This window comes from Sphaerisporangium rhizosphaerae (genome assembly GCF_042665155.1).
GTDB classification, from domain to species: domain Bacteria; phylum Actinomycetota; class Actinomycetes; order Streptosporangiales; family Streptosporangiaceae; genus Sphaerisporangium; species Sphaerisporangium rhizosphaerae.
Map to the genome: position 1 here is coordinate 119,427 of NZ_JBHTCG010000008.1, position 20,300 is coordinate 139,726.

The 20,300-nt window shown below is 70.7% G+C and carries 22 protein-coding genes and 2 riboswitches; of the genes, 13 read left to right on the plus strand and 9 right to left on the minus strand.

Annotation, left to right across the window (positions count from 1 at the left end; all coding sequences use genetic code 11):
* Positions 1-71: 71 nt before the first annotated feature.
* Both ACFQSB_RS14360 and ACFQSB_RS14365 read right to left on the minus strand, forming a co-directional pair.
* Complete coding sequence (locus ACFQSB_RS14360; RefSeq protein ID WP_354842100.1) at positions 72-266, minus strand: hypothetical protein; 195 nt, start codon at positions 264-266, stop codon at positions 72-74.
* Positions 267-390: 124 nt separating this feature from the next.
* Entirely contained in the window at positions 391-1,647 is a 1,257-nt protein-coding gene (locus ACFQSB_RS14365; RefSeq protein ID WP_380826873.1) for an FAD-dependent oxidoreductase, read from the minus strand.
* 87 nt (positions 1,648-1,734) lie between these two features.
* Between ACFQSB_RS14365 and ACFQSB_RS14370 the strand changes: the two genes are divergently transcribed.
* On the plus strand, positions 1,735-2,325 hold the full coding sequence (locus tag ACFQSB_RS14370; RefSeq protein ID WP_380826875.1) for a TetR/AcrR family transcriptional regulator: 591 nt from the start codon (positions 1,735-1,737) through the stop codon (positions 2,323-2,325).
* 18 nt (positions 2,326-2,343) lie between these two features.
* Here the strand turns inward: ACFQSB_RS14370 and ACFQSB_RS14375 are convergent, their stop codons facing one another.
* Together ACFQSB_RS14375 and ACFQSB_RS14380 are read right to left on the minus strand one after the other, a co-directional pair.
* The gene (locus tag ACFQSB_RS14375; RefSeq protein WP_380826876.1) at positions 2,344-3,189 is read right to left on the minus strand and encodes a hypothetical protein; all 846 of its coding nucleotides are present in this window, start codon (positions 3,187-3,189) and stop codon (positions 2,344-2,346) included.
* 198 nt (positions 3,190-3,387) lie between these two features.
* Positions 3,388-4,110, minus strand: coding sequence for a FadR/GntR family transcriptional regulator (locus ACFQSB_RS14380; protein ID WP_380826877.1), 723 nt, complete (start codon positions 4,108-4,110; stop codon positions 3,388-3,390).
* Between the two features lie 144 nt (positions 4,111-4,254).
* On the opposite strand from ACFQSB_RS14380, the gene ACFQSB_RS14385 reads away from it, so the two are divergent.
* The 8 genes from ACFQSB_RS14385 (at position 4,255) to ACFQSB_RS14420 (ending at position 13,525) form a co-directional block, all read left to right on the plus strand.
* Complete coding sequence (locus ACFQSB_RS14385; protein ID WP_380826879.1) at positions 4,255-5,601, plus strand: glutamine synthetase family protein; 1,347 nt, start codon at positions 4,255-4,257, stop codon at positions 5,599-5,601.
* A 1-nt stretch (position 5,602) separates the two neighbouring features.
* Positions 5,603-6,952, plus strand: a complete 1,350-nt coding sequence (locus tag ACFQSB_RS14390) for an aldehyde dehydrogenase family protein (RefSeq protein ID WP_380826881.1) — start codon at positions 5,603-5,605, stop codon at positions 6,950-6,952.
* 66 nt (positions 6,953-7,018) lie between these two features.
* Entirely contained in the window at positions 7,019-7,783 is a 765-nt protein-coding gene (locus ACFQSB_RS14395; RefSeq protein WP_354929129.1) for a 3-oxoacyl-ACP reductase, read from the plus strand.
* 11 nt (positions 7,784-7,794) lie between these two features.
* Positions 7,795-8,505, plus strand: coding sequence for a gamma-glutamyl-gamma-aminobutyrate hydrolase family protein (locus ACFQSB_RS14400; RefSeq protein WP_380826884.1), 711 nt, complete (start codon positions 7,795-7,797; stop codon positions 8,503-8,505).
* A gap of 18 nt (positions 8,506-8,523) precedes the next feature.
* Positions 8,524-8,621, plus strand: a riboswitch (glycine riboswitch).
* Positions 8,622-8,723, plus strand: a riboswitch (glycine riboswitch). It begins immediately after the preceding riboswitch.
* Positions 8,724-8,756: 33 nt separating this feature from the next.
* Entirely contained in the window at positions 8,757-9,848 is a 1,092-nt protein-coding gene (gcvT, locus tag ACFQSB_RS14405) for a glycine cleavage system aminomethyltransferase GcvT (RefSeq protein ID WP_380826886.1), read from the plus strand.
* Entirely contained in the window at positions 9,845-10,234 is a 390-nt protein-coding gene (gene gcvH / locus ACFQSB_RS14410) for a glycine cleavage system protein GcvH (protein ID WP_354842072.1), read from the plus strand. Before gcvT ends, gcvH begins: the two co-directional genes overlap by 4 nt.
* Before the next feature lie 160 nt (positions 10,235-10,394).
* Complete coding sequence (locus ACFQSB_RS14415) at positions 10,395-11,771, plus strand: L-serine ammonia-lyase (protein ID WP_380826889.1); 1,377 nt, start codon at positions 10,395-10,397, stop codon at positions 11,769-11,771.
* 638 nt (positions 11,772-12,409) lie between these two features.
* A complete protein-coding gene (locus ACFQSB_RS14420; RefSeq protein ID WP_380826890.1) occupies positions 12,410-13,525 on the plus strand; it encodes a glycoside hydrolase family 11 protein in 1,116 nt (371 codons plus the stop codon).
* Between the two features lie 63 nt (positions 13,526-13,588).
* Here the strand turns inward: ACFQSB_RS14420 and ACFQSB_RS14425 are convergent, their stop codons facing one another.
* Positions 13,589-14,239, minus strand: coding sequence for a TetR/AcrR family transcriptional regulator C-terminal domain-containing protein (locus ACFQSB_RS14425; protein ID WP_380826892.1), 651 nt, complete (start codon positions 14,237-14,239; stop codon positions 13,589-13,591).
* A gap of 96 nt (positions 14,240-14,335) precedes the next feature.
* On the opposite strand from ACFQSB_RS14425, the gene ACFQSB_RS14430 reads away from it, so the two are divergent.
* Positions 14,336-15,169, plus strand: a complete 834-nt coding sequence (locus ACFQSB_RS14430) for an alpha/beta fold hydrolase (protein ID WP_380826893.1) — start codon at positions 14,336-14,338, stop codon at positions 15,167-15,169.
* A gap of 121 nt (positions 15,170-15,290) precedes the next feature.
* On the opposite strand, the gene ACFQSB_RS14435 is transcribed toward ACFQSB_RS14430, so the two are convergent.
* Both ACFQSB_RS14435 and ACFQSB_RS14440 read right to left on the minus strand, forming a co-directional pair.
* Positions 15,291-15,773, minus strand: a complete 483-nt coding sequence (locus ACFQSB_RS14435) for a hypothetical protein (protein ID WP_380826894.1) — start codon at positions 15,771-15,773, stop codon at positions 15,291-15,293.
* Complete coding sequence (locus ACFQSB_RS14440) at positions 15,770-16,288, minus strand: RNA polymerase sigma factor (protein WP_380826895.1); 519 nt, start codon at positions 16,286-16,288, stop codon at positions 15,770-15,772. The genes ACFQSB_RS14435 and ACFQSB_RS14440 overlap by 4 nt, the downstream gene beginning before the upstream one ends.
* A gap of 166 nt (positions 16,289-16,454) precedes the next feature.
* Here ACFQSB_RS14440 and ACFQSB_RS14445 point away from each other — a divergent pair, with 166 nt between their 5' ends.
* Positions 16,455-16,679, plus strand: a complete 225-nt coding sequence (locus ACFQSB_RS14445) for a hypothetical protein (protein WP_354929159.1) — start codon at positions 16,455-16,457, stop codon at positions 16,677-16,679.
* Between the two features lie 114 nt (positions 16,680-16,793).
* On the opposite strand, the gene ACFQSB_RS14450 is transcribed toward ACFQSB_RS14445, so the two are convergent.
* Both ACFQSB_RS14450 and ACFQSB_RS14455 read right to left on the minus strand, forming a co-directional pair.
* Positions 16,794-16,991, minus strand: a complete 198-nt coding sequence (locus tag ACFQSB_RS14450; protein ID WP_380826896.1) for a DUF397 domain-containing protein — start codon at positions 16,989-16,991, stop codon at positions 16,794-16,796.
* Positions 16,939-17,760 carry a helix-turn-helix domain-containing protein gene (locus tag ACFQSB_RS14455; protein ID WP_354929168.1) on the minus strand — a complete coding sequence of 274 codons (822 nt, stop codon included), beginning with the start codon at positions 17,758-17,760 and terminating at the stop codon, positions 16,939-16,941. The genes ACFQSB_RS14450 and ACFQSB_RS14455 overlap by 53 nt, the downstream gene beginning before the upstream one ends.
* Positions 17,761-17,981: 221 nt before the next feature.
* On the opposite strand from ACFQSB_RS14455, the gene ACFQSB_RS14460 reads away from it, so the two are divergent.
* Complete coding sequence (locus tag ACFQSB_RS14460; protein WP_380826897.1) at positions 17,982-18,383, plus strand: ATP-binding protein; 402 nt, start codon at positions 17,982-17,984, stop codon at positions 18,381-18,383.
* A 366-nt stretch (positions 18,384-18,749) separates the two neighbouring features.
* Positions 18,750-20,285: an ArnT family glycosyltransferase gene (locus tag ACFQSB_RS14465; RefSeq protein WP_380826899.1), complete on the plus strand. Its 1,536-nt coding sequence runs from the start codon at positions 18,750-18,752 to the stop codon at positions 20,283-20,285.
* The last annotated feature ends 15 nt before the right edge of the window (positions 20,286-20,300 follow it).

The following is a 20,300-nucleotide window of genomic DNA, read 5'->3' on the forward strand; positions in this document are numbered from 1 at the left end:
GCACGAAACCGGCCGCCACGCCCGCCGCGGACGCGGCTCGGCGCGCGGCGGCCGGCGGCCGCTCCGGAGCGTCAGTGGCGGACGCCGTACTCGCGGCGGATCTCCCGGGCGACCTCCTCCAGCCGGTCGCGGGTCTGGAGCAGCCGGGCCTCGGCCTCTTCGGTGCGGGCCTCGGCGGCCATGGCGCGGTTGCCGGTCTGCGCGCCGATCTGCCGCTTCGCGCGGGCCTTGAGCTGGCGCATCTTCCACTTGTCCATGAATTTCATCGCGCTTGCCTCCTCACCCGATCAACGTTCGTCCCCGCTCACTCCCCCGTAATCGGCGGGCTATGCGTGGTCGCGGACGGCGCGGAGGACCACCGTGCTCAGGAGACGGCCGGACGGGCCCGGGTCAGGAGAAGATCGTCCGCTGGACGGCGGGGAAGCGGCGGGCGGTGCGCAGGAAGGTCTTGAAGGCCAGCCTGGTCACGGTGCCGCCGCCGACGAACTGCCGGGCCGCGCGCAGCGAGTCACGGACGGCGGCGAAGCCGTACTCCCGCATCCGCTCCTCGTAGCCGGCGATCGCCTCGACCGGGTCCTGCCCGCTGGTGAGGGCCCGGCAGAGCAGGCCTGCGTCACGCAGGGCGATGTTGGCGCCGACTCCGCGCATCGGCGTCATGCTGTGGACGGCGTCGCCGAGCAGGGTGACCGTGGTCGCGGGCCACGGGTCGACGGGCACCGAGGTGCGGATCGGCAGCAGCGAGACGGTGTCGGGGTGGGACATGGTGACCAGCCGGCGCAGGTCGGGGTGCCAGCCCGTCATCATGCCGGCGACGGTGTCGCGCAGGTCCTCGCCGGACAGGGCGGACGGGTCTCGCGGGTAGCGCCGGTGCCGCGCGGCGAACGCCCACAGGACGTAGCTGCCGATGTTGTCGTACAGGGCGCCCTCCCTGTCGGTGCCGCCGATGGCGCCGCGCGGCGGGGCGGGGGCCTCGCCGAGGTCGTGCGGGGCGCAGAACAGGCCTGCCCCCTTGGGCGGGATGACGTTGCTGGCCCGCTGGACCAGGCCCGGGTCGATCAGGTCGCGGGTGCGCGCGGTGAGCGGGAACTTGCCGGCCACCCCGAGGATGCCGGTGTCGACGCGCTGGGCGTGCGGCAGGTACTGCTTCCTGACCCGCGAGTTGCCGCCGTCCGCGCCGACCACGATGTCGGCGACGTCGCTGGTGCCGTCCTCGAAGAACAGCCGGACGCGCCCGCCGTCCTCCCGCTCGTAGCGCTCGAAGGTCTTGCCGAAGCGCACCACCTCCTCCATCCCGGACAGCAGGATCTGCCTGAGCGTGATGCGGCTGACCGAGTGGTGGTCGTCGACGGGGTCGTCGACCTCGGGCACCTGCATCAGCAGCAGTTCTTCGAGCTGTTCGGTGAGGAAGGCCAGGCCCTGGCCGCGCGCGCCGGTGGTGGCGACGAAGCTCTTCCAGAGCCATGGCGGCAGGCAGTCGTGCAGGGCCCGCGCGCCGTTGGGGTCGATGTGGACGCGGTACCCCTGCAGCCGGTCGCCGGGGGTGCGGTCGCGTTCGTAGACGGTCACCTGGGCGCCCGCCTTGTGCAGTCCTTGTGCCAGGCAGAGGCCGCCGACGCCGCCTCCGATCACCGCTATGCGTGGGTTCATGTCTCCAACTATCAAACGTACGGATGATTGTGTCAACCGCACGGATGGAAATCTCATCCTTGAGGATGAGAGTGCTAGCGTGATCCCATGAGACGTGCCCCCGCCGAACGACGGCGCGACCCCGAGCGCACCAAAGAGCGCATCGTGCGGGCCGCCATCGAGGAGTTCGGCGCCAAAGGGTTCGCCGGCGCCCGGGTGAGTGAGATCGCGGCCAGAGCCGGGGTGAACAAGCAGCTCATCTCGTACTACTTCGGCGGCAAGGAAGGCCTGTACCGCGAGCTCACCGACCGCTGGCAGAGCGCCGAGAGCGGCTTCGCCGACCCCGCCGCCCCGCTCCCCGACCTGGCCGCGGCCTACGTCCGGGCCAACGCCGCCAACCGCGACTTCGGCCGCATGATGGTGTGGGAGGGGCTGACCGAGGGCGGCGCCGTCACGCCCGAGCTCGGCGAAGATCTGCGGCGCGACCTCGCGGACATGCGGAGGCGCCAGGCGGACGGCGAGTTCCCCGCCGACATCGACCCGGCGTGCCTGATGCTGGCCCTGTTCGCCCTGTCGAGCGCGGGCGTGGCCTTCCCGCATCTGGTGCGGGTGCTGTGCGAGGCCGACCCGGCCTCAGCGGAGTTCACCGACCACTACGCCGACCAGGTCAGGCGTCTGGTGGCCCACCTGCGCCCGTGACCGGAGCGGGAGGGGCCGTCACGGGTGCCGGTGCGGCCGCGCGGCCGTCTCGCCCCTCTTCGCCGTCTCGCCTCTCTTCACCGCCTCGGCGGCCTTGCCGCTCCAGACCGAGGGCAGGTCGTGCCGGCCGGACACGAACTCCTGCACGGCGATCTTCGCCCTGATCACCGGACGGCGCCAGCGGATCTCCCGGTGGACCGCCGTGGCCATCTTGGACGCCCGCGGCCGCCGCGAGCCGGGGGCGAAGAACCAGCGCGCCCATGGGGACCCGGGACGCGCGAGCCGCACCGCGCCGACGATCAGCAGGACAGGGACGAACAGCCCCGCCAGGCCGGTCCAGATCTTGCCCTTGAGCAGCGTGACCACGGCGAGCGCGAGGTTGAGCAGCAGCAACAGGGCGGCCGACCACCGGCCGGCCGCGGAGGGCTCGGGCTCCTCCCAGCCGAAGGGGCGCAGGCCCAGCAGCAGGAGCAGCGTCACCGCGACGGCCACGAACACCGCGTCGACCGACGTGCGCCCCTCCTCCGACCAGTAGACGTCGCGCAGGTGCAGGATCAGCGCGAACTCGTCCAGCACCAGCGCCGCGCCGACCCCGAACACCGCCGCGGTGCAGGCGTACCAGCCGGGGGACAGCCCCGCGGTGACCAGCCCGGCGACCCCGCCGAACATCATGAGGACCACGCCGAACACGACGTGGTGGACGTGGACGTCGCCCACGTTGACGTCGCGGAACCAGCCGACCTTGGCCCGGATCAGCCGCACGTTGACGCGCGTGAAGACGAACGTGACGATCAGCGCCGACAGGAAGCAGAAGAGCGGCAGCCGTCCGGTGTCGATGATCCGTTCGTGAAACCAGACTCCCACAGGCATCCCCCAGTACCGATGCTACGTACGGTCCCGGGGTCGTTGATCCACCGGGCCGTGCCGTCCGCTCCCCCGGCCGTCGGTCCCGCTCTCGGCCGGCCCTCTGTTCGACGATCGGGAGGGCGGCGCGGTGCCCGGAGCGGCGCCGCTTGCGACGGACCGCCGCGGCGTTCACCGCCGATCGGCCGCCGGGGGCCTTCAGGCGAGGAAGGCGCGCAGGAGGGAGGCGGTGCCCTCCAGGTGCTCGACGACGGCCCGCCGCGCGGCCTCGGCGTCCCCGGCGAGGATGGCGGCGACCATCGCGGCGTGCTGCGCGGCGGCGTGGTCGATGTTGGGGCCGAGCACGGGGATGGCGTTGAGCAGGTCGGTGACCCGCAGCCGCGCGTCGGCGGCGGCCGAGGCCAGCAGCGCCGACCCGGTGAGCTCGGCGATGGACAGGTGGAAGGCGGTGTCCAGCCGCCGGTAGTCGGCCGGGGCGGCGTCGTTGACGCCGGCAAGCCTGCGCCGCAGCGTTTCGCGCTGCTCGCCGGTGAGCTCGGTGGCCGCCAGCACCTGGGCGGCGCCGCACTCGATGGCCATGCGGAAGGTCAGCGCGTCGTCCAGCTCGTCCGCGCCCATCTGCTTGACGGCCCTGCGCAGGTCGCCCTGGCGTGGGCGCGGGGGCTGGTAGACGACGAACGCTCCGCCGTACCGGCCGCGGCGCACGTCGAGGTAGCCGGCCTCCTGCAGGGCGCGGATGGCCTCGCGCAGGGTGACCCGGCTGATGCCGAGCCGGGCGGCCAGCTCTCGTTCGGGGGGAAGCTTGTCGCCGGGCGCGACGACGCCGAGCTTGATGGCCTGCAGCAGCCGCTCGACGGTCTCCTCGAAGGCGTTGCCGGCGCGGACGGGCCGCAGGAGCGCGACGAGCTGGTGCCCGTCCATCACGCCCTCCCCTGAAACGGTCCCAATGGTTCGAGATTAGTCCATTCCGCTGCTGGGGCGGGGCGGACCGTTGACGGGGGACCGCCGCTGGTGCTTGCATGCCTCCAATGGTCTGTTTCCAGACTTTTGCCGGAAGGGGACACGGTGCTCACCGTCGACCAACTTCGTGAAGAGGTGTCCGCCGGGCGGGTCGACACCGTGCTCCTTGCCATCGCCGACATGCAGGGACGCCTCCAGGGCAAGCGGCTGTCCGCGCGCTACTTCCTGGAGGAGGTGCTGCACCACGCCGCCGAGGGATGCAACTACCTCCTCGCCGTGGACATCGACATGAACACCGTCGACGGTTACAGCATGTCGTCCTGGGAGCGGGGGTACGGCGACTTCGTGATGCGCCCGGATGTGTCCACCCTGCGCCGGGTGCCCTGGCAGGAGGGCACGGTCATGCTGATGGCCGACCTGGTCTGGGAGGACGGCTCGGACGTGACGGCCTCGCCCCGGCAGATCCTGCGCGGGCAGACGGCCCGGCTGGCCGAGCGCGGCTGGGCGGCCTACGTGGGCACCGAGCTGGAGTTCGTCGTCTACAACGACGGCTACGAGACCGCGTGGTCCAAGGCGTACCGCGACCTGACCCCGGCCAACCAGTACAACGTCGACTACTCCCTGCTCGGCGGCGCGCGCGTCGAGCCCCTGCTGCGCCGGGTCCGGCTCGGCATGGAGGGCGCGGGCATGTACGTCGAGTCGGCCAAGGGCGAGTGCAACCTCGGTCAGCACGAGATCGCCTTCCGGTACGCCGAGGCGCTGACCACCTGCGACAACCACGTCATCTACAAGAACGGCGCCAAGGAGATCGCCGCCCAGGAGGGCATGTCGGTCACCTTCATGGCCAAGCCGAACCAGCGCGAGGGCAACTCCTGCCACATCCACATCTCGCTGCGCGGCGAGGACGGCGAGCTCGTCATGGCTGGGGACGGGCCGCACGGGCTGTCCCGGCTCGGCGAGCACTTCATCGCCGGGCAGCTCGCCGCGATGCGCGAGCTGACGCTGCTGTACGCGCCGAACATCAACTCCTACAAGCGGTACGTCCCCGGAAGCTTCGCCCCGACGGCGGTCAAGTGGGGCGTGGACAACCGCACCTGCTCCCTGCGCCTGGTCGGGCACGGCCCCTCGCTGCGGGTGGAGAACCGCGTGCCCGGCGGCGACGTCAACCCCTACCTGGCGGTCTCCGGCCTCATCGCGGCCGGACTGTACGGCATCGAGCACGAGCTGCCGCTGGAGGAGGCCTGCACCGGCAACGCCTACACGGCGGGCGCCGAGACCGTGCCGTCGACGCTCCGCGACGCCCTGGCGCTGTGGGAGGGGTCGAAGATCGCGAAGGACGCGCTCGGCGAGCAGGTCGTCGAGCACTACGCCAACAACGCCCGGGTCGAGCTGGCCGCCTTCGACGCGGCGGTGACCGACTGGGAGCTGTTCCGCGGCTTCGAGCGGATGTGACATGACCATGAAGATCATCAACCCTGCCACCGAGACCGTGCTCGCCGACGTCGAGCTCGCCGACGTCGCCGAGACCGACCGCGCGGTGGAGCGCGCCAGGAAGGCCTTCCCCGCCTGGCGGGAGGTCTCCCCCGGCGACCGCGCCCGCCTGCTGCGGCGCTTCGCCGACCTGGTCGACCGGCACGGCGAGGAGCTGGCCGAGCTGGAGCTGGCCAACTCCGGGCATCCGATCGGCAACGCCCGCTGGGAGGCCGGCAACGTCCGCGACGTCCTGCACTTCTACGCGGGCGCCCCGGAACGCAATCATGGAAAGCAGATCCCGGTGCCGGGCGGGGTGGACATCACCTTCGCCGAACCGCTCGGCGTCGTGGGCGTGATCGTGCCGTGGAACTTCCCCATGGTCATCATGACCTGGGGGGCGGCCCCGGCACTGGCGGCGGGCAACACGGTCATCGTGAAGCCCGCCGAGTGGACCCCGCTCACGGCTCTGAGGCTGGCCGAGCTGGCCTTGGAGGCCGGCCTCCCCGAGGGGGTGCTCCAGGTGCTGCCTGGGGCAGGGGAGGTCGCGGGGGCCCGGCTGGTCGAGCACCCGGGCGTCAACAAGATCGTCTTCACCGGGTCGACGGAGGTGGGCAAGCGCATCGCCGCCCAGGCGGCGGAGCAGGTCAAGCGGGTGACGCTGGAGCTCGGCGGCAAGAGCGCCAACGTGGTCTTCGCCGACGCCGACATCGAGCGGGCCGCCGCCACCGCCCCTTCGGCCGTGTTCGACAACAGCGGGCAGGACTGCTGCGCGCGCTCGCGCATCCTGGTGGAGCGTCCGGTCTTCGAGGAGTTCCTCGACCGGCTGGTCGCGACGGTCGGCGGGCTCGTCGTGGGCGACCCGCGCGACCCCGGCACCGCCCTGGGGCCGCTGATCAGCGCCGAGCACCGCGACCGCGTGGCCTCGTTCGTGACCGGCACCCCGCGCTTCCAGGGGACGTGCCCGGACGGGAAGGGCTTCTGGTTCCCGCCGACCGTGCTCACCCACGAGTCGCTGGACGAGCGCGCCTACACCGAGGAGATCTTCGGGCCGGTGGTCAGCGTTGTCCCCTTCGAGGGTGAGGCCGAGGCCGTCCAGATCGCCAACGACACCCGGTACGGGCTCTCGGGGTCGATCTGGACGCGGGACGTCGGGCGGGCCCTGCGGGTCGCCCGCGCCATCGAGGCGGGCAACCTGTCGGTGAACTCCCACTCCTCGGTCCGCTACTGGACGCCGTTCGGCGGGTTCAAGCAGTCGGGGCTCGGCCGCGAGCTGGGCCCGGACGCGCTGGCCGCCTTCACCGAGACCAAGAACGTCTTCATCGCCCACTGACCGCCGCCGTCCCGCCGGCCCGCCCGGGGGCCACGGGAGTCCACCAGCACCAGGGAGTACCTCACCATGCAACGTCTGCGCGACCGCGTCGCCGTCATCACGGGCGCGGCGGGGGGCATCGGCCTCGCCACGGCCCGCCGCTTCGCCGAGGAGGGCGCCAAGGTCGTGTGCGCCGACCTCGACGAGGAGGGCGGCGCGAAGATCGCCGAAGAGGTCGGGGGCGTCTTCGTCCGGACCGACGTGACCAGCGAGGACGACGTCGCCGAGATGTTCCGCACGGCGTTCGACACCTACGGCTCGGTCGACGTCGCCTTCAACAACGCCGGCATCTCACCACCCGACGACGACTCCATCCTGACCACCGGCATGGACGCCTGGCGGCGGGTTCAGGACGTCAACCTGACCAGCGTGTACCTGTGCTGCAAGCACGCCATCCCGTACATGCGGCGGCAGGGCAAGGGTTCGATCATCAACACCGCGTCGTTCGTCGCCGTGATGGGCTCGGCGACCTCGCAGATCTCCTACACCGCCTCCAAGGGCGGCGTGCTGGCCATGTCCCGCGAGCTCGGCGTGCAGTTCGCCCGCGAGGGCATCCGGGTCAACGCCCTGTGCCCGGGACCGGTGAACACCCCGCTGCTGCAGGAGCTGTTCGCCAAGGACCCCGAGCGGGCGCAGCGGCGCCTGGTGCACATCCCGCTCGGCCGGTTCGCCGAGGCGTCCGAGATCGCCGCCGCGGTCGCCTTCCTGGCCTCCGACGACGCGAGTTTCATCACCGGCGCGGAGTTCCTCGTGGACGGCGGCATCTCCGGCGCCTACGTGACCCCGCTGTAGCCTGGTCGACCATGTCGCGACCCGTCATCGGCATCACCTGCTACGTCGAGCCCGCCGCCTTCACGGTCTGGCGGATGCCGGCGGCGCTGCTGCCGTACACCTATGTCGAGCACGTCGAACGGGCGGGCGGCCAGCCGGTCATCCTGCCTCCGGCGGGCGACCCGGCGTCGCTGGCCGGCCGGCTGGACGGCCTCATCGTGGCCGGCGGCGGGGACGTCGACCCGGCCAGGTACGGCGAGCGCCCGCACCCGCGGACGGGCTACGTCCGGGAGTCCCGTGACGAGGCGGAGTTCGGGCTGATCGGGGCGGCTCTCTCGGCCGGGCTCCCCTTCCTCGGGGTGTGCCGGGGGATGCAGGTGCTGAACGTCCACCTGGGCGGCACCCTGCACCAGCACCTGCCGGACGTCGTCGGGCACGACGGGCACTCCCCGGCCCCCGGCGAGTTCGGCCACCTGCCGGTGCGCCCGGTGCCGGGCACCGCCCTGTCCAAGGTCCTCGGGGACGGCGAGGTCGCCGCGGCCCACTACCACCACCAGGCCGCCGATCGCCTCGGTGACGGCCTCACGGTCGCGGCGACCTGCGAGGACGGCACCGTGGAGGCCGTGGAGCTGGCGGGCCACCCCTTCGCCCTGGCCGTCCAGTGGCACCCCGAGGCGGGCGAGGACGGCCCGTTGTTCCAGGCGCTCGTCGCCGCCGCGACGGCGGGCGATCGGCATTGGTAGGGTGGGCGGGAACACCGATGATCCCGTGCGGGAGAGCGTCCTGACATCCGGTCAGGACCCCTGAAGGAGCAAGTCCTCCCCGCGAACCTCACAAGGCAAAGGACCGCGCGGGCCAGGTGATCTCTGGAAAGCAGGCCCTCTCCGTGGGGCCTCGCCGAAGGTGAAAGTCCGGTAAAACCCGGGCGAAACTCTCAGGCACCGATGACAGAGGGGGAGGATGCTCTCATCCAACCCTGTCTGAGGTGCGCATCATGTCCCGACCCACACCGCTCCGCGAGGTGCACGAGAGCCTCGGCGCGACGCTCACCGACTTCGCCGGCTGGCTGATGCCGCTGCGCTACGGCAGCGAGTCCGCCGAGCACAACGCGGTGCGCACCGCCGCCGGGCTGTTCGACCTCTCCCACATGGGCGAGATCTTCCTCACCGGGCCGCAGGCGGGCGAGGCGCTGGACCACGCGCTGGTGGGCAGCCTGTCGACGCTGGAGCCGGGCCGGGCCCGCTACACCATGATCTGCGCGCCCGACGGCGGCGTGCTCGACGACCTGATCGTCTACCGGCTGGCCGCCGAGGAGTACCTCGTCGTGGCCAACGCCTCCAACTACGAGCAGGTGGCGGCCGAGCTCACCGAGCGCGCCGAAGGCTTCCAGGCCGAGGTGCGCGACCGGTCCGCCGAGTACGCGCTGATCGCCGTCCAGGGGCCCCGCGCGCAGGAGATCCTCGCCACGCTCACCGACGCCGATCTTCCCGGCCTGAAGTACTACGCGGGCCTGCCCGGCACCGTGGCCGGCGTCGAGGCGCTCATCGCCCGCACCGGGTACACCGGCGAGGACGGCTTCGAGCTGTTCGTCGCCGCGGGCGACGCCGTCACGCTGTGGCAGGAGCTCACCAAGGCCGGCGACTCCCATGGCCTGCGCCCCGCCGGGCTGTCCGCCCGCGACACGCTGCGCCTGGAGGCCGGCATGCCGCTGTACGGCAACGAGTTGAACGCCGGGCTGACCCCCTTCGACGCCGGCCTCGGCCGGGTCGTACGGTTCGACAAGGCCGGCGACTTCGTCGGCCGCGCGGCGCTCGCGCCGCTCAAGGACGTCCCTCCGCGCCGGCGCCTGACCGGCCTGGTCGCGCGGGGCCGCCGAGTGCCGCGCCACGGCTATCCCGTGGTGCTGCTGACTGACGGCACCGTCGTTGGAGAGGTCACCAGCGGCGCGCCGTCCCAGTCACTCGGCAAGCCGATCGCGATGGCCTACGTGGACACCAACGTGTCCGATGGGCTCGCGGTCGACATCCGTGGTACCCATGAACCGGTCGACGTGATTGACCTGCCTTTTTACCGGAGGAGCAAGTGAGCAGCATTCCCGAGGAGCTCAGCTACACCAAGGAGCACGAGTGGGTGGCCGGCCTCGACGACGGCCTCACCGTGACCGTGGGCATCACGGCGTTCGCCGCCGAAGCGCTGGGTGACGTGGTCTTCGTGCAGCTGCCCGAGGTGGGCGGCACCGTCGAGGCGGGCGACGCGGTGGGCGAGGTGGAGTCCACCAAGTCCGTGAGCGACATCTACGCCCCGCTCACCGGCGAGGTCGTGGAGGTCAACCAGGTCGTCGTGGACGACCCGTCGCTGGTCAACTCCGACCCCTACGGCGACGGCTGGCTGTTCCGCGTGCGCGTCGAGGGCCCCCACGAGGACCTCCTCACCGCCGAGGAGTACACCACGGTCACCACCGCCGAGTCCTGAGTCCCGCCGTCCGTTCACCAATCCCCGTCCACCCACGACGACTCTCGCCGGCCGGCCGCCCGGACCGGCCGGCGCCACCACCGCATGACCTGTCCCGCGCGTACCCGGCGCATATGGGGGCATCCCTCGCACGACATCGCTTCCAAGGACGGAATGATCAATGGCGATCAGCGTCTTCGACCTGTTCAAGATCGGCATCGGGCCGTCCAGCTCGCACACCGGCGGCCCGATGGCGGCGGCGCACAAGTTCGCCCGCGGCCTGCACCAGGACGGCCTGCTGGAGAAGACCGCCCGGGTCGAGGCGATCCTCTACGGCTCGCTCGGCCTGACCGGCAAGGGACACGGCAGCGACAAGGCGGTGCTGCTCGGCCTGTCCGGCGAGAAGCCCGAGCTGGTCGACGTGGACACCGTCGATGAGCGCCTGGCGAAGATGCGCGACACCGGCACCATCGAGCTGTACGGCACCCGCGAGATCCCCTTCGTCGTCGGCGAGCACCTGGTGTTCGAACGCAAGATCTCCCTGCCCGGCCACCCCAACGGCATGCGCTTCACCGCCTTCACCGCCGAGGGCGAGCAGATCCGCGAGAAGGTCTACTACTCGGTGGGCGGCGGCTTCGTGGTGGACGAGAACGCCACCGGCGCCGACCGCATCAAGGCCGACGACACCGAGCTGCCCCACCCGTTCACCTCGGGCGCCGAGCTGCTGCGGCTGTGCTCCGAGACCGGGCTGTCGATCTCCGGGCTCATGCTGGAGAACGAGAAGGCCTTCGGGCGCACCGAGGCGGAGATCAGGTCGGCCCTGCTGAACCTCTGGAACGTCATGTCCGAGTGCGTGCGCCGCGGCACCGCCAAGGAGGGCGTGCTTCCCGGCGGCCTGAAGGTCAAGCGGCGGGCCAACCAGATGCTGCGGCGCCTGCAGAGCGAGTCCCCCGAGAAGGACCCGCTCCAGACGATGGACTGGGTCACCCTGTTCGCCCTCGCCGTCAACGAGGAGAACGCCGCCGGCGGCCGCGTCGTCACCGCCCCCACCAACGGCGCGGCCGGCATCATCCCCGCCGTGCTGACGTACTACGACCGCTTCACGCCGCTGTCCGACGACGACGGCGTCATCCGCTTCCTGCTCACGGCCGGCGCGATCGGCGTGCTGTTCAAGGAGAACGCCTCCATCTCCGGCGCCGAGGTCGGCTGCCAGGGCGAGGTCGGCTCGGCCTGCTCCATGGCCGCGGCCGGCCTGACCGAGGCGCTCGGCGGCACCCCCGAACAGGTGGAGAACGCCGCCGAGATCGGCATCGAGCACAACCTCGGCCTGACCTGCGACCCGATCGGCGGCCTGGTGCAGATCCCGTGCATCGAGCGCAACGCGGTCGCCTCGATCAAGGCCATCACCGCCGCCCGCATCGCCCTGCGCGGCGACGGCCGCCACTTCGTCGCCCTCGACAAGGCCATCAAGACCATGCGCGACACCGGCCGCGACATGCTCGACAAATACAAAGAAACCAGCCGAGGCGGCCTCGCCGTCAACGTCATCGAATGCTGACCGCTCAACGCTCGGCGATCACACGAATACGGAAAGTGCCATGACGCCTTGCCGGACAGGCGTTAACCTGATGTACAACCATGAAGGGGCACCCGCCGTCACGGCCACTGCCCCTCTTTGAGCAGCACCCAGAGGGGCGTTCATCCGGCCGGTGATCGTCCCTCTTCTTCATTTCCGGCCCAGCCCGCCGCGCGGAGCGGTCGCCAGGGGACGGGGTCTTCGTCGTGGTGGAAAGTACCGGGGGGCCGCTCGGGCGAGGGCGCGTGGTGGTGCCGAAATCGTTCGGGGTGGCGCCGAAAATTTCATTCGGGCGCTTGAGCCCGCCAAGCCGCAAACAGTCGTCCAGCAGCGGGAAGAAGCGCCCTGGCGGGCCTCGACTTTCGACGCTTTTCGGTGGGCGTTGACAGGGCGGCGGGATCGGGCGAACACTGTCGCCGCTGACAGGCTCAACCGCTGTCGATCCGGGTCGCCTGCCACGACCAGGGCTTCCGATCGTCGGCCGACGAGGACCGGCCGACCTCCGCCGCGTCGTACGACGCCGCGCGCCGTGGCCGTCATCCCGGTCACCGGCGGCGTCCCCGCCGGGTCCTGCCACGCCACCTGGCCCGCGCCAGCCTTAACGAGGAGGAAGCGCGCACATGAACGACGTCCCCATCCGCCCGCCGGTCCGTCACCGTAGCCACACCAGAGTGCTCATCGGCCGTGCCTGCACCATGGTGCTCTCGCTGGTCTCCGCCATGACCCTGCTGCTGCCGGGCACCGCCCACGCGGCCATCACCAGCAACCAGACCGGCACCAACAACGGCTACTTCTACTCGTTCTGGACCAACGGCAGTGGATCGTCGTCCATGACCCTGGGTAACGGCGGGAACTACAGCACCTCCTGGAGCAACGTCGGCAACTTCGTCGCCGGCAAGGGCTGGAAGCCCGGCGCACGCAGGACGGTGACCTACTCGGGCAGCTTCAACACCTCGGGCAACTCCTACCTGGCCCTGTACGGGTGGACCAGAGGCCCGCTGGTGGAGTACTACATCGTGGACAACTGGGGGACCTACCGGCCCACCGGCACGTTCAAGGGCACCGTCACCAGCGACGGCGGCACCTACGACATCTACATGACCACCCGCTACAACGCCCCCTCGATCGAGGGCAACAGCAGCACCTTCAACCAGTACTGGAGCGTCCGGCAGTCCAAGAGGACCGGCGGCACCATCACGGTCGGGAACCACTTCGACGCCTGGGCCCGCTACGGCATGAACCTCGGCTCCCACGACTACCAGATCCTGGCCACCGAGGGCTACCAGAGCAGCGGCAACTCCAACATCACCCTGGACGGCTCCAGCCCGTCGCCGACTCCCACTCCGACGCCGACGCGCACTCCCACGCCCAACCCCACCCCGTCGGCCACGCCTTCGCCTTCTCCCAGTGGCGGGAGCGGCCCCTGCCGCGTGTCCTACACCAAGAACGAGTGGAACAACGGCTTCACCGCCAACCTCACCGTCACCAACACCGGCGGCAGCGCGATCAACGGCTGGACGGTGACCTGGTCCTTCTCCGCCGGGCAGCAGGTCACCAGTTCGTGGAACGCCGACGTCAGCCAGAGCGGCTCGACGGTCACCGCCCGCAACGTGTCCTACAACGGCTCGCTGGCCCCCGGCGCGAACACCACGTTCGGCTTCCAGGGCACCCACACCGGCAGCAATCCCAACCCCACGGCCTTCAGCCTCAACGGCACGGCCTGCACCACCGGCTGACCTGAACGGCCTCAGCAAGACGAACGTGGGGAGCGGGCGGTGGAGCCCGCTCCCCACGCGGTTTCACGACGGAGAGGCGGCGTTCCGGCGTGCCAGGGCGGCGGCGGTGCCGTCGATGAACGCGCGCAGCCCGTGGTCGAAGGCGCGCTCACCGAACGGGCCGCCGCCGTCCCGGACGGCCGCCAGCAGGATGGCCGGTATGTCGTCCTCCGTCGCATCGGCGGCCACGGCCGGCCGCTCGGGCTCGGTCTGCTGTTGCAGGACCGAGCCGATGACGTAGTGGCTCAAGGCCGTGATGGTGTGCAGGGCCAACGCCGGGGTGAAGCCCCGGGCGACCATGGCGGACAACTCTTCCTCGAACAGCCGGAGCGTCACCGGGGACCTCCCCCGGGCGCCGGCGACGATGCGCGCGCCGTCGCGGTGGGACAGCAGTGAGGCACGGTACGCGCGGGCGCGGCGGTCCAGCCAGTCCTGCCAGGACTCCTCCTCCCGGGGCGGCCCCATGCCCGCCGCCCGGATGATCTCGTCCCCCATCGCGTCCAGCAGTTCCTGCTTGGTGCGGACGTGCCAGTACAGAGCCGGCGACTGGACGCCCAGCTCGGCGGCGAGCCGGCGCACCGTCAGCCCGTCCAGCCCCACCTCGTCGAGCAGGCGCAGCCCTGTCTCGACCAACGTCTGACGGCTCAGGCCGGGCCGTTTGTCGTTCGCTCGCATCGTTGACACCTTAGCAGCGCTAAGTTACCTTATCGCTGCTAAGGAGAACTGAGCACTGCTAAGGAGCGTTCCGCTCCCCGGACTTCAGGAGGCACCGTGCTCGTCACGACATCGGCGGACGGCACCGACGTCCGCGCCTACGACGAGGGCAAGGGTCCGGCCGTCGTGCTGCTCGGCCCCGGTCTGGACGACGGCACGCGCTGCCGGCGCCTCGCCGGCGTCCTGGCGGCCCGCTTCCGCGTCCTGCGCCCGCACCGCCGCCAGTACCGCATGGACCTCAAGCCCGACCCCCGGCTCGGCGGCTCCCCCTGCACGATCGCCGAGGAGGTGCAGGACGTCATGGCGCTGGTGCGAGCGGTCGGCGAACCGGTCGTCCTCTACGGCCACTCCGACGGCGGCGTCGTCGCCCTCGAAGCCCTGGCCGCCTCACCGTCGTCGTTCGCGGGGGCGGTCGTCTACGAGCCCGCCGCCGTCATAGGGCCGCCGCTGAGCGGCGAGGACGGGCACATCCTCACGCAGGCCCGGGCCGCCCTCGCGGCGGGGCGGCCCGGCAAGGCCATGGCCGTCTTCCTGCGCGGCTCGGTGGGGATACCCGGCCGGCAGGCCTCACTGGCCGGGCTCGCGGTGGCGCTGATCCCCAGGTACCGCAGGCTCATCCCCGGCCAGCTCGACTCTCTGGACGCGCTCGACCGGCTCGGGGTGCGACTGGACACCTACGCGACGATCAAGGTGCCGACCGTGCTGCTCGGCGGCGACCGCAGCCCCGCTCACCTCGGCGAGCGGCTCGACGCCATCGAAGGCGTCATGCCGCACGCCGAGCGCGTCATCATGCGCGGCCGCGACCACGGCGCCGACCTGAGAGACCACGAACAGGTCGCCGGGATCATCCAGCGGCTCGCGGACAAGGTGCTCCACCCCTCGACGGGCTGACCCGCGCACGGAGAACTCGAGCGCACCCCCGCGGTCTCCGTCACGGCCCGCCAGACGGCGCATTCGTCACCGCCCGCCACGACGGCGAAGGCCCGACCGTGATGTCGCGGCTCGCCTGCCGTCATCGTTCCGCGTCGTCGCCGTCCGGGGCGTGGCGTTGCGTCAGTTCGTCCTTGCGGCGCAGGAGGGCCGTCCTCGCGCGGCGGGCGGCGCGGAGGTTGACCACGGCGAGGATGCCGAGGACCAGCAGCATGACGATCGCCGAGGGATCGATCTTGTGGCGCAGGGTCGTGATGACCAGCGCGCCGACGGTCAGCGTCAGCCACGCGCCCAGTCCGATCCAACCCGCCACGACGCGGTCCCGGGCGAACAGCGGCGCCCGGCGCGTCACCGCCCAGCCGCCGAACGCCGCCCAGCAGAGCCCGATCGCCACCAGCACCGCGAAGGCGACCTTCGTCCGCGGCGGCAGCCCCGGCTCGGTCGCCCACAGCACACCGATGAGCCCGCTCCCCGCGAGTCCCGCGCAGGCCAGGGTCACGTATCCGATGCGCCGCCGCAGCGACAGGGGCGCGTCCAGCCGCTTGAGCACGTCCTCCGGCCTCATGCCTCGTACCCCTTCCTCACGAGTTCTTCCTGCAACAACCTCCGCGCCCGGTTGAGCCGTGACTTGACCGTTCCTACCGGGACGCCGCAGATCTGCGCGCACGCGTCCAGCGACAGGTCCTGGAGGTAGAACAGCAGGAGCACCTCCCGCTCGCGCAGCGGAAGGGCCGCCAGCGCACCGCCGAGGGTCTCCCGGTCGACGACGTCCTGCGCCTCGTCCCGGCCGGGCAGGTCGTCCACCTGCTCGGCTTCCGGCCGCGCGTACGCGTCCCGCAGCCGGTTCATCACCGCGCGGCGCGCGATGGTGAACAGCCACGGCGCGAACCGGTCCGGCCGCCGGAGTCGCGGCAGCCCTTTGAAGACCGCCAGCCAGATCTCCTGGACCACGTCATCGTCGTGGCCGGCGAGCATCCGCCCGACGTACCGTTCGACCGCGCCGTGCCAGGCCCGTACCAGCTCGGCGAACGCCTCGCGCTCGCCGAGCTGGCAGCGCACCACGAGCAGTTCATCGCTCATCCGCCCTCCTTCGCCCGTTCAGTCGGCGCCCGGACCCCGGAGGTTCATACCGGCCAGGAAGCACTTTGACCGCGCCTTGTCGGCGGATGACCATGACCGGTGCCGCCGGTGGGAAGGTCTGGAGTGCTCGGCGAATCACTCGAAAGCCACATCAACGGGGGGAACCATGGCGGTCACCGCAGAAATGTCGAAGCTGCTCGACAAGGAATATGAGAGTAAGAGCCTCGCGGACCTGGTCAAGGCTCCCGTATCCGCGCTGTCCGGGGTCAGCGAGAACGACGCGAAGCTGCTGCAGGAGGCCTTCCGCATCAAGACGGTCGGCGACCTGGGACGCAACAAGTTCTTCCGCGCGGCCACCGCTCTGGTGGACCTGGCCGACAGCATGAAGTAGGCGACCGACCTCCGTCGCGAAGTAGGGCCAGCAGCCCAGCATGCACGCGGCTGGCCTTACTCACCCCCACGAACACTCGCCCACCGCGAACTCTTCACCGCCAATGGACGACGCTCACACCTCGCCGTTCTTCACACCGGCCAGGAAGGCCGCCCACTCCCCAGGGCTGACGACCAATGCCGGGGCAGTAGATCTCTTGCTGTCGCGAACCGCCCGTAGCCGGGAAACATTCGACGCCACCTCGACACACTCTCCCTGGTCAGCGCTGTAGCTGCTCTTGCGCCACTGTGCATCTTGGAGCTTCTGGATCATTTTGCTTCACCGTTTCCTCTAGAAGCCGGAGCGACTGGCTGAACGGGAGGGCTTCCGCCCGGAGCGCGTCGTACCGAAGGACGAGTTCAGCGATCAAGAGCCGGTCGTCGAAGGTGCGCCCGAAGGGCTGGGCGTCCGTATAGGCGGCATAGGGAGACCCATTCCGTTCGGCGATGATGAACCCGCCCGCCAGTCCGCAATGCGCCCGGACCGCGCTGGGCACGATCTGGATGGTCACTCGAGGATGCCGGGCGATCTCAAGCAGGTGCCTGAGCTGCTCTCGCATGACCTCTATATCACCGATCATCCGATGGAGCACGGCCTCATCCATGACCACGTTGAGCACGGGCGGCCGGTCACGTTGCAGGATCGCCTGCCGCTGCATCCGGTTCGCCAGTCGTTTCTGCAACTCCTCATCCGTGATCCCTGGAGTGGCGGCGAGGATCTCGCGAGTGTACGCCTGGGTCTGTAGCAGCCCCGGGACGATGGTGGGCTGCCAGGTCCGCAGACCAGTCGCCTGTTCTTCCTCCTCCAGCCAGGGGCGGAGGTACTCGGGGGCCTTGTTCCAGGTCGTGGCGGTGTAGAGGCGGACCATGGTGCCGTCGAGGCCGAAGATCTGGTCGCAGAGCTCGGCGAAGCGGCGGGACGGCGGGCGTTTGGCCAGCTCGATCATGTTGACCATGGAGTCGGAGAAGCCCATGCGGTCGCCGAGCTGGGCCTGCGTCAGCGCGGCGGCCTGCCGGTAACGGCGCAGTTCGAATGCGAACACCGCGCGCGGAGACTCGTGCGGGTCTATTTCTTTTTGGGGGGACAAATCTCACCTACCCATGTAGAACGGATTGTTCCGGCGACCAACGATTTCCCTCACCTGAAGTGTGGACGGGGTGTTCCCCCGTTCCGCTACCGATGGTAGGTCCTCGTTGACAGCCTGGTGAAGCGAAGTCACCAGGAGGCGCGGAATTTCCCGCCGGAAAGCGAAAAGGCGAGCGCATGAGGATAGGAAACCTGCTGGGCGTCATCGAGCTGGCCGGTATCCCTGAGTCGGCCTCATTGGCCCGCGAGTACGTCCGGGACAAGCTCGGCGACGGCCATCCGGCTCTGGACGACGTGACGCTCCTGGTCTCCGAGGTCGTCACGAACGCCGTCGTTCATTCGGACTCGCGGAATGGCGGGACGGTCACGCTGGCCATCGCCGACCGCCACGATCTGGTCCACGTCGACGTGGTGGACGCCGGCGGCGACACGGTGCCACACGTCCGTGGAGATCCGTGCGCCGAGGGCGGTCGCGGAATGATGCTCGTCGAAAGGCTGTCCCACCGCTGGGACGTCCACGAGGACGCCGCCGGGCGCACGGTCTGGTTCCAGGTGAGATATACCCGCACGCACGAGTGACGGCGTTTCCGCTATTCCCTACCGCTCTCAAGGTCCCCTGCGACCACTCTTACGGTCCCACGTGGAATGCGTCGGCCGTACCGCCGTTCCGTGCGCGCGCAACGGTCGTTCAATACGAATCAGAGGGTTACGAGCGGCCGTCCCCATTGCCCCCGGTGGGGACGGCTTTTCTCCGATCGGCACGAGCGACATTGACGAGAAAGGCCCACACCGATCGGCCGGCTCAGAAAAGGCTGCGCGAATTACGCGGTGATCGGCCGGTCACGTGGCCGGCGATGTAGCATGCCACTGTGTTCGTATGCCTCCGGGCGTCGCGCGGACGGTGCGGCCGTGCGTGCGAGAACGCCTGTGTCACGGTGCGGGTCGATGGCTGACGGCCGCGCCCACGATTTCGCGGTGCGGGCGGACGCCGGCACCGTCCCGACCGGTCTCGCCCCATTCGACCGGCGGGTGATCGCGGTCGGCGGCGTCGTCTTCGCCGTGCTGATGGCGCTTTCGCCCCGGTACGGCTTCCAGCGCGACGAGCTGTACTTCCTGGACGCCGCCCGGCATCTGCAGGCGAGTTACGTCGACCAGCCTTTCCTGGCGCCGCTGCTGGCCCGGGTGTCCCTGGACCTGTTCGGCGTGTCGCTGCCCGGCCTGCGGGTGTGGCCCGCGCTCGCCGCCTGGGCCACGGTCGTGGTCGGCGGGCTCACCGCCCGCGAGCTCGGCGGCGGCCGGCGGCCGCAACTGATGGCGGCGGTGGCCGTGGCGACCATGCCGGTCCTGTGGGCCGCCGACCACGTGGCGAACACCACCCCGTACGCCATGCTGGCACTGGCCGCGCTGGCCCTCGTCGTCGTCCGCATCGGACGCACCGGCGACCCCCGCTGGTGGCCGGTCGCCGGGCTGGCGCTCGGCCTCGGCGTCGCCGACAACCACCAGCCGGGCTTCTTCGCCGTGGCGCTCGTGGTCGGCGCCCTGTTCGGCGGGGGCCGCCGGCTCGTGCTCAACCGCTGGTTCGCGGCCGGCGCCGCGATCGCGGTGGCGTTCGTCGTTCCCGACATCTGGTGGCAGTCGCAGCACGAGTGGGCGACGATCGCCATGACCCGTCAGCTCAACCGGGAGAACGGCGGCCTGCTCAACATCCCCGTCTGGGTGATCGGCCAACTGCTGCTGGTGTGCCTCGCCCTGGTGTGGGTCTGGCCCGCCGGGCTGCGCCTGCTGTGGCGCTCCGAACGGCCGCTGTGGCGGGCGCTCGTGTGGGCCTACGGGCTGCTGTTCGTCCTCTACGCCCTCACGACCGGCGCGAAGATCTACTACGTGGCCGGCGCGTACGTCTATCTGCTCGCCGCGGGCGCCGTCGCCGTCGACGGATGGCTGTACGCCTGGCGGCTCCGCATCGGCGCCGTCGCCGTGGCGACCGCGCTCCTCACCGTCGTGCTCGCGCTCGGGCTGTTACCGATCCTTCCGCTCCCCCGCGCCGGCTCCGGCCGCACCATCGACTCCACCTTGGCCGAGACCGTCGGATGGCCCGAACTCGTCGACACGGTCCGCGACGTGTGGAACACCCTGCCGCCCGGCCAACGGGCCCAAGCCGTGATCTTCACCGACAACTACAGCGAGGCGGGCGCCATCAACGAACTGGGCAGGGGCACCGGGCTGCCCACGGCCGTGAGCGGCCACAACAGCGTGTGGTGGTGGGGCCCCGGCAACCCGGACGCCACCACCGTCGTCGCCGTCGCGCCCGGCAGCAGCTACGCCGGCTACCTCGGCGGCTTCTTCACCAGCGTGCGCGAGGCGGCCACCGTGTCCAACCCGTACGGCGTCCGCAACATCGAGGCCGGCGGCCACGTCTACGTCTGCACCGGACTCCGCCTCCCCTGGTCCCGGTTGTGGCCCCGCCTCCGGCACTACGACTGACGGCGAGCCGGTCGA

Bases quoted from the DNA above. Each gene is read 5' to 3' on its own strand.
- ACFQSB_RS14380 (WP_380826877.1), bottom strand. From the start codon at position 4,110: ATGGACGGGCACCAGCTCGTCGCGCTCCTGCGGCCCGTCCGCGCCGGC.
- ACFQSB_RS14360 (WP_354842100.1), bottom strand. From the start codon at position 266: ATGAAATTCATGGACAAGTGGAAGATGCGCCAGCTCAAGGCCCGCGCG.
- ACFQSB_RS14370 (WP_380826875.1), top strand. From the start codon at position 1,735: ATGAGACGTGCCCCCGCCGAACGACGGCGCGACCCCGAGCGCACCAAA.
- ACFQSB_RS14390 (WP_380826881.1), top strand. From the start codon at position 5,603: ATGACCATGAAGATCATCAACCCTGCCACCGAGACCGTGCTCGCCGAC.
- ACFQSB_RS14440 (WP_380826895.1), bottom strand. From the start codon at position 16,288: ATGAGCGATGAACTGCTCGTGGTGCGCTGCCAGCTCGGCGAGCGCGAG.
- ACFQSB_RS14465 (WP_380826899.1), top strand. From the start codon at position 18,750: ATGGCTGACGGCCGCGCCCACGATTTCGCGGTGCGGGCGGACGCCGGC.
- ACFQSB_RS14435 (WP_380826894.1), bottom strand. From the start codon at position 15,773: ATGAGGCCGGAGGACGTGCTCAAGCGGCTGGACGCGCCCCTGTCGCTG.
- ACFQSB_RS14365 (WP_380826873.1), bottom strand. From the start codon at position 1,647: ATGAACCCACGCATAGCGGTGATCGGAGGCGGCGTCGGCGGCCTCTGC.
- ACFQSB_RS14425 (WP_380826892.1), bottom strand. From the start codon at position 14,239: ATGCGAGCGAACGACAAACGGCCCGGCCTGAGCCGTCAGACGTTGGTC.
- ACFQSB_RS14415 (WP_380826889.1), top strand. From the start codon at position 10,395: ATGGCGATCAGCGTCTTCGACCTGTTCAAGATCGGCATCGGGCCGTCC.
- ACFQSB_RS14420 (WP_380826890.1), top strand. From the start codon at position 12,410: ATGAACGACGTCCCCATCCGCCCGCCGGTCCGTCACCGTAGCCACACC.
- ACFQSB_RS14460 (WP_380826897.1), top strand. From the start codon at position 17,982: ATGAGGATAGGAAACCTGCTGGGCGTCATCGAGCTGGCCGGTATCCCT.
- ACFQSB_RS14445 (WP_354929159.1), top strand. From the start codon at position 16,455: ATGGCGGTCACCGCAGAAATGTCGAAGCTGCTCGACAAGGAATATGAG.
- gcvT (WP_380826886.1), top strand. From the start codon at position 8,757: ATGTCCCGACCCACACCGCTCCGCGAGGTGCACGAGAGCCTCGGCGCG.
- ACFQSB_RS14450 (WP_380826896.1), bottom strand. From the start codon at position 16,991: ATGATCCAGAAGCTCCAAGATGCACAGTGGCGCAAGAGCAGCTACAGC.
- ACFQSB_RS14400 (WP_380826884.1), top strand. From the start codon at position 7,795: ATGTCGCGACCCGTCATCGGCATCACCTGCTACGTCGAGCCCGCCGCC.
- ACFQSB_RS14395 (WP_354929129.1), top strand. From the start codon at position 7,019: ATGCAACGTCTGCGCGACCGCGTCGCCGTCATCACGGGCGCGGCGGGG.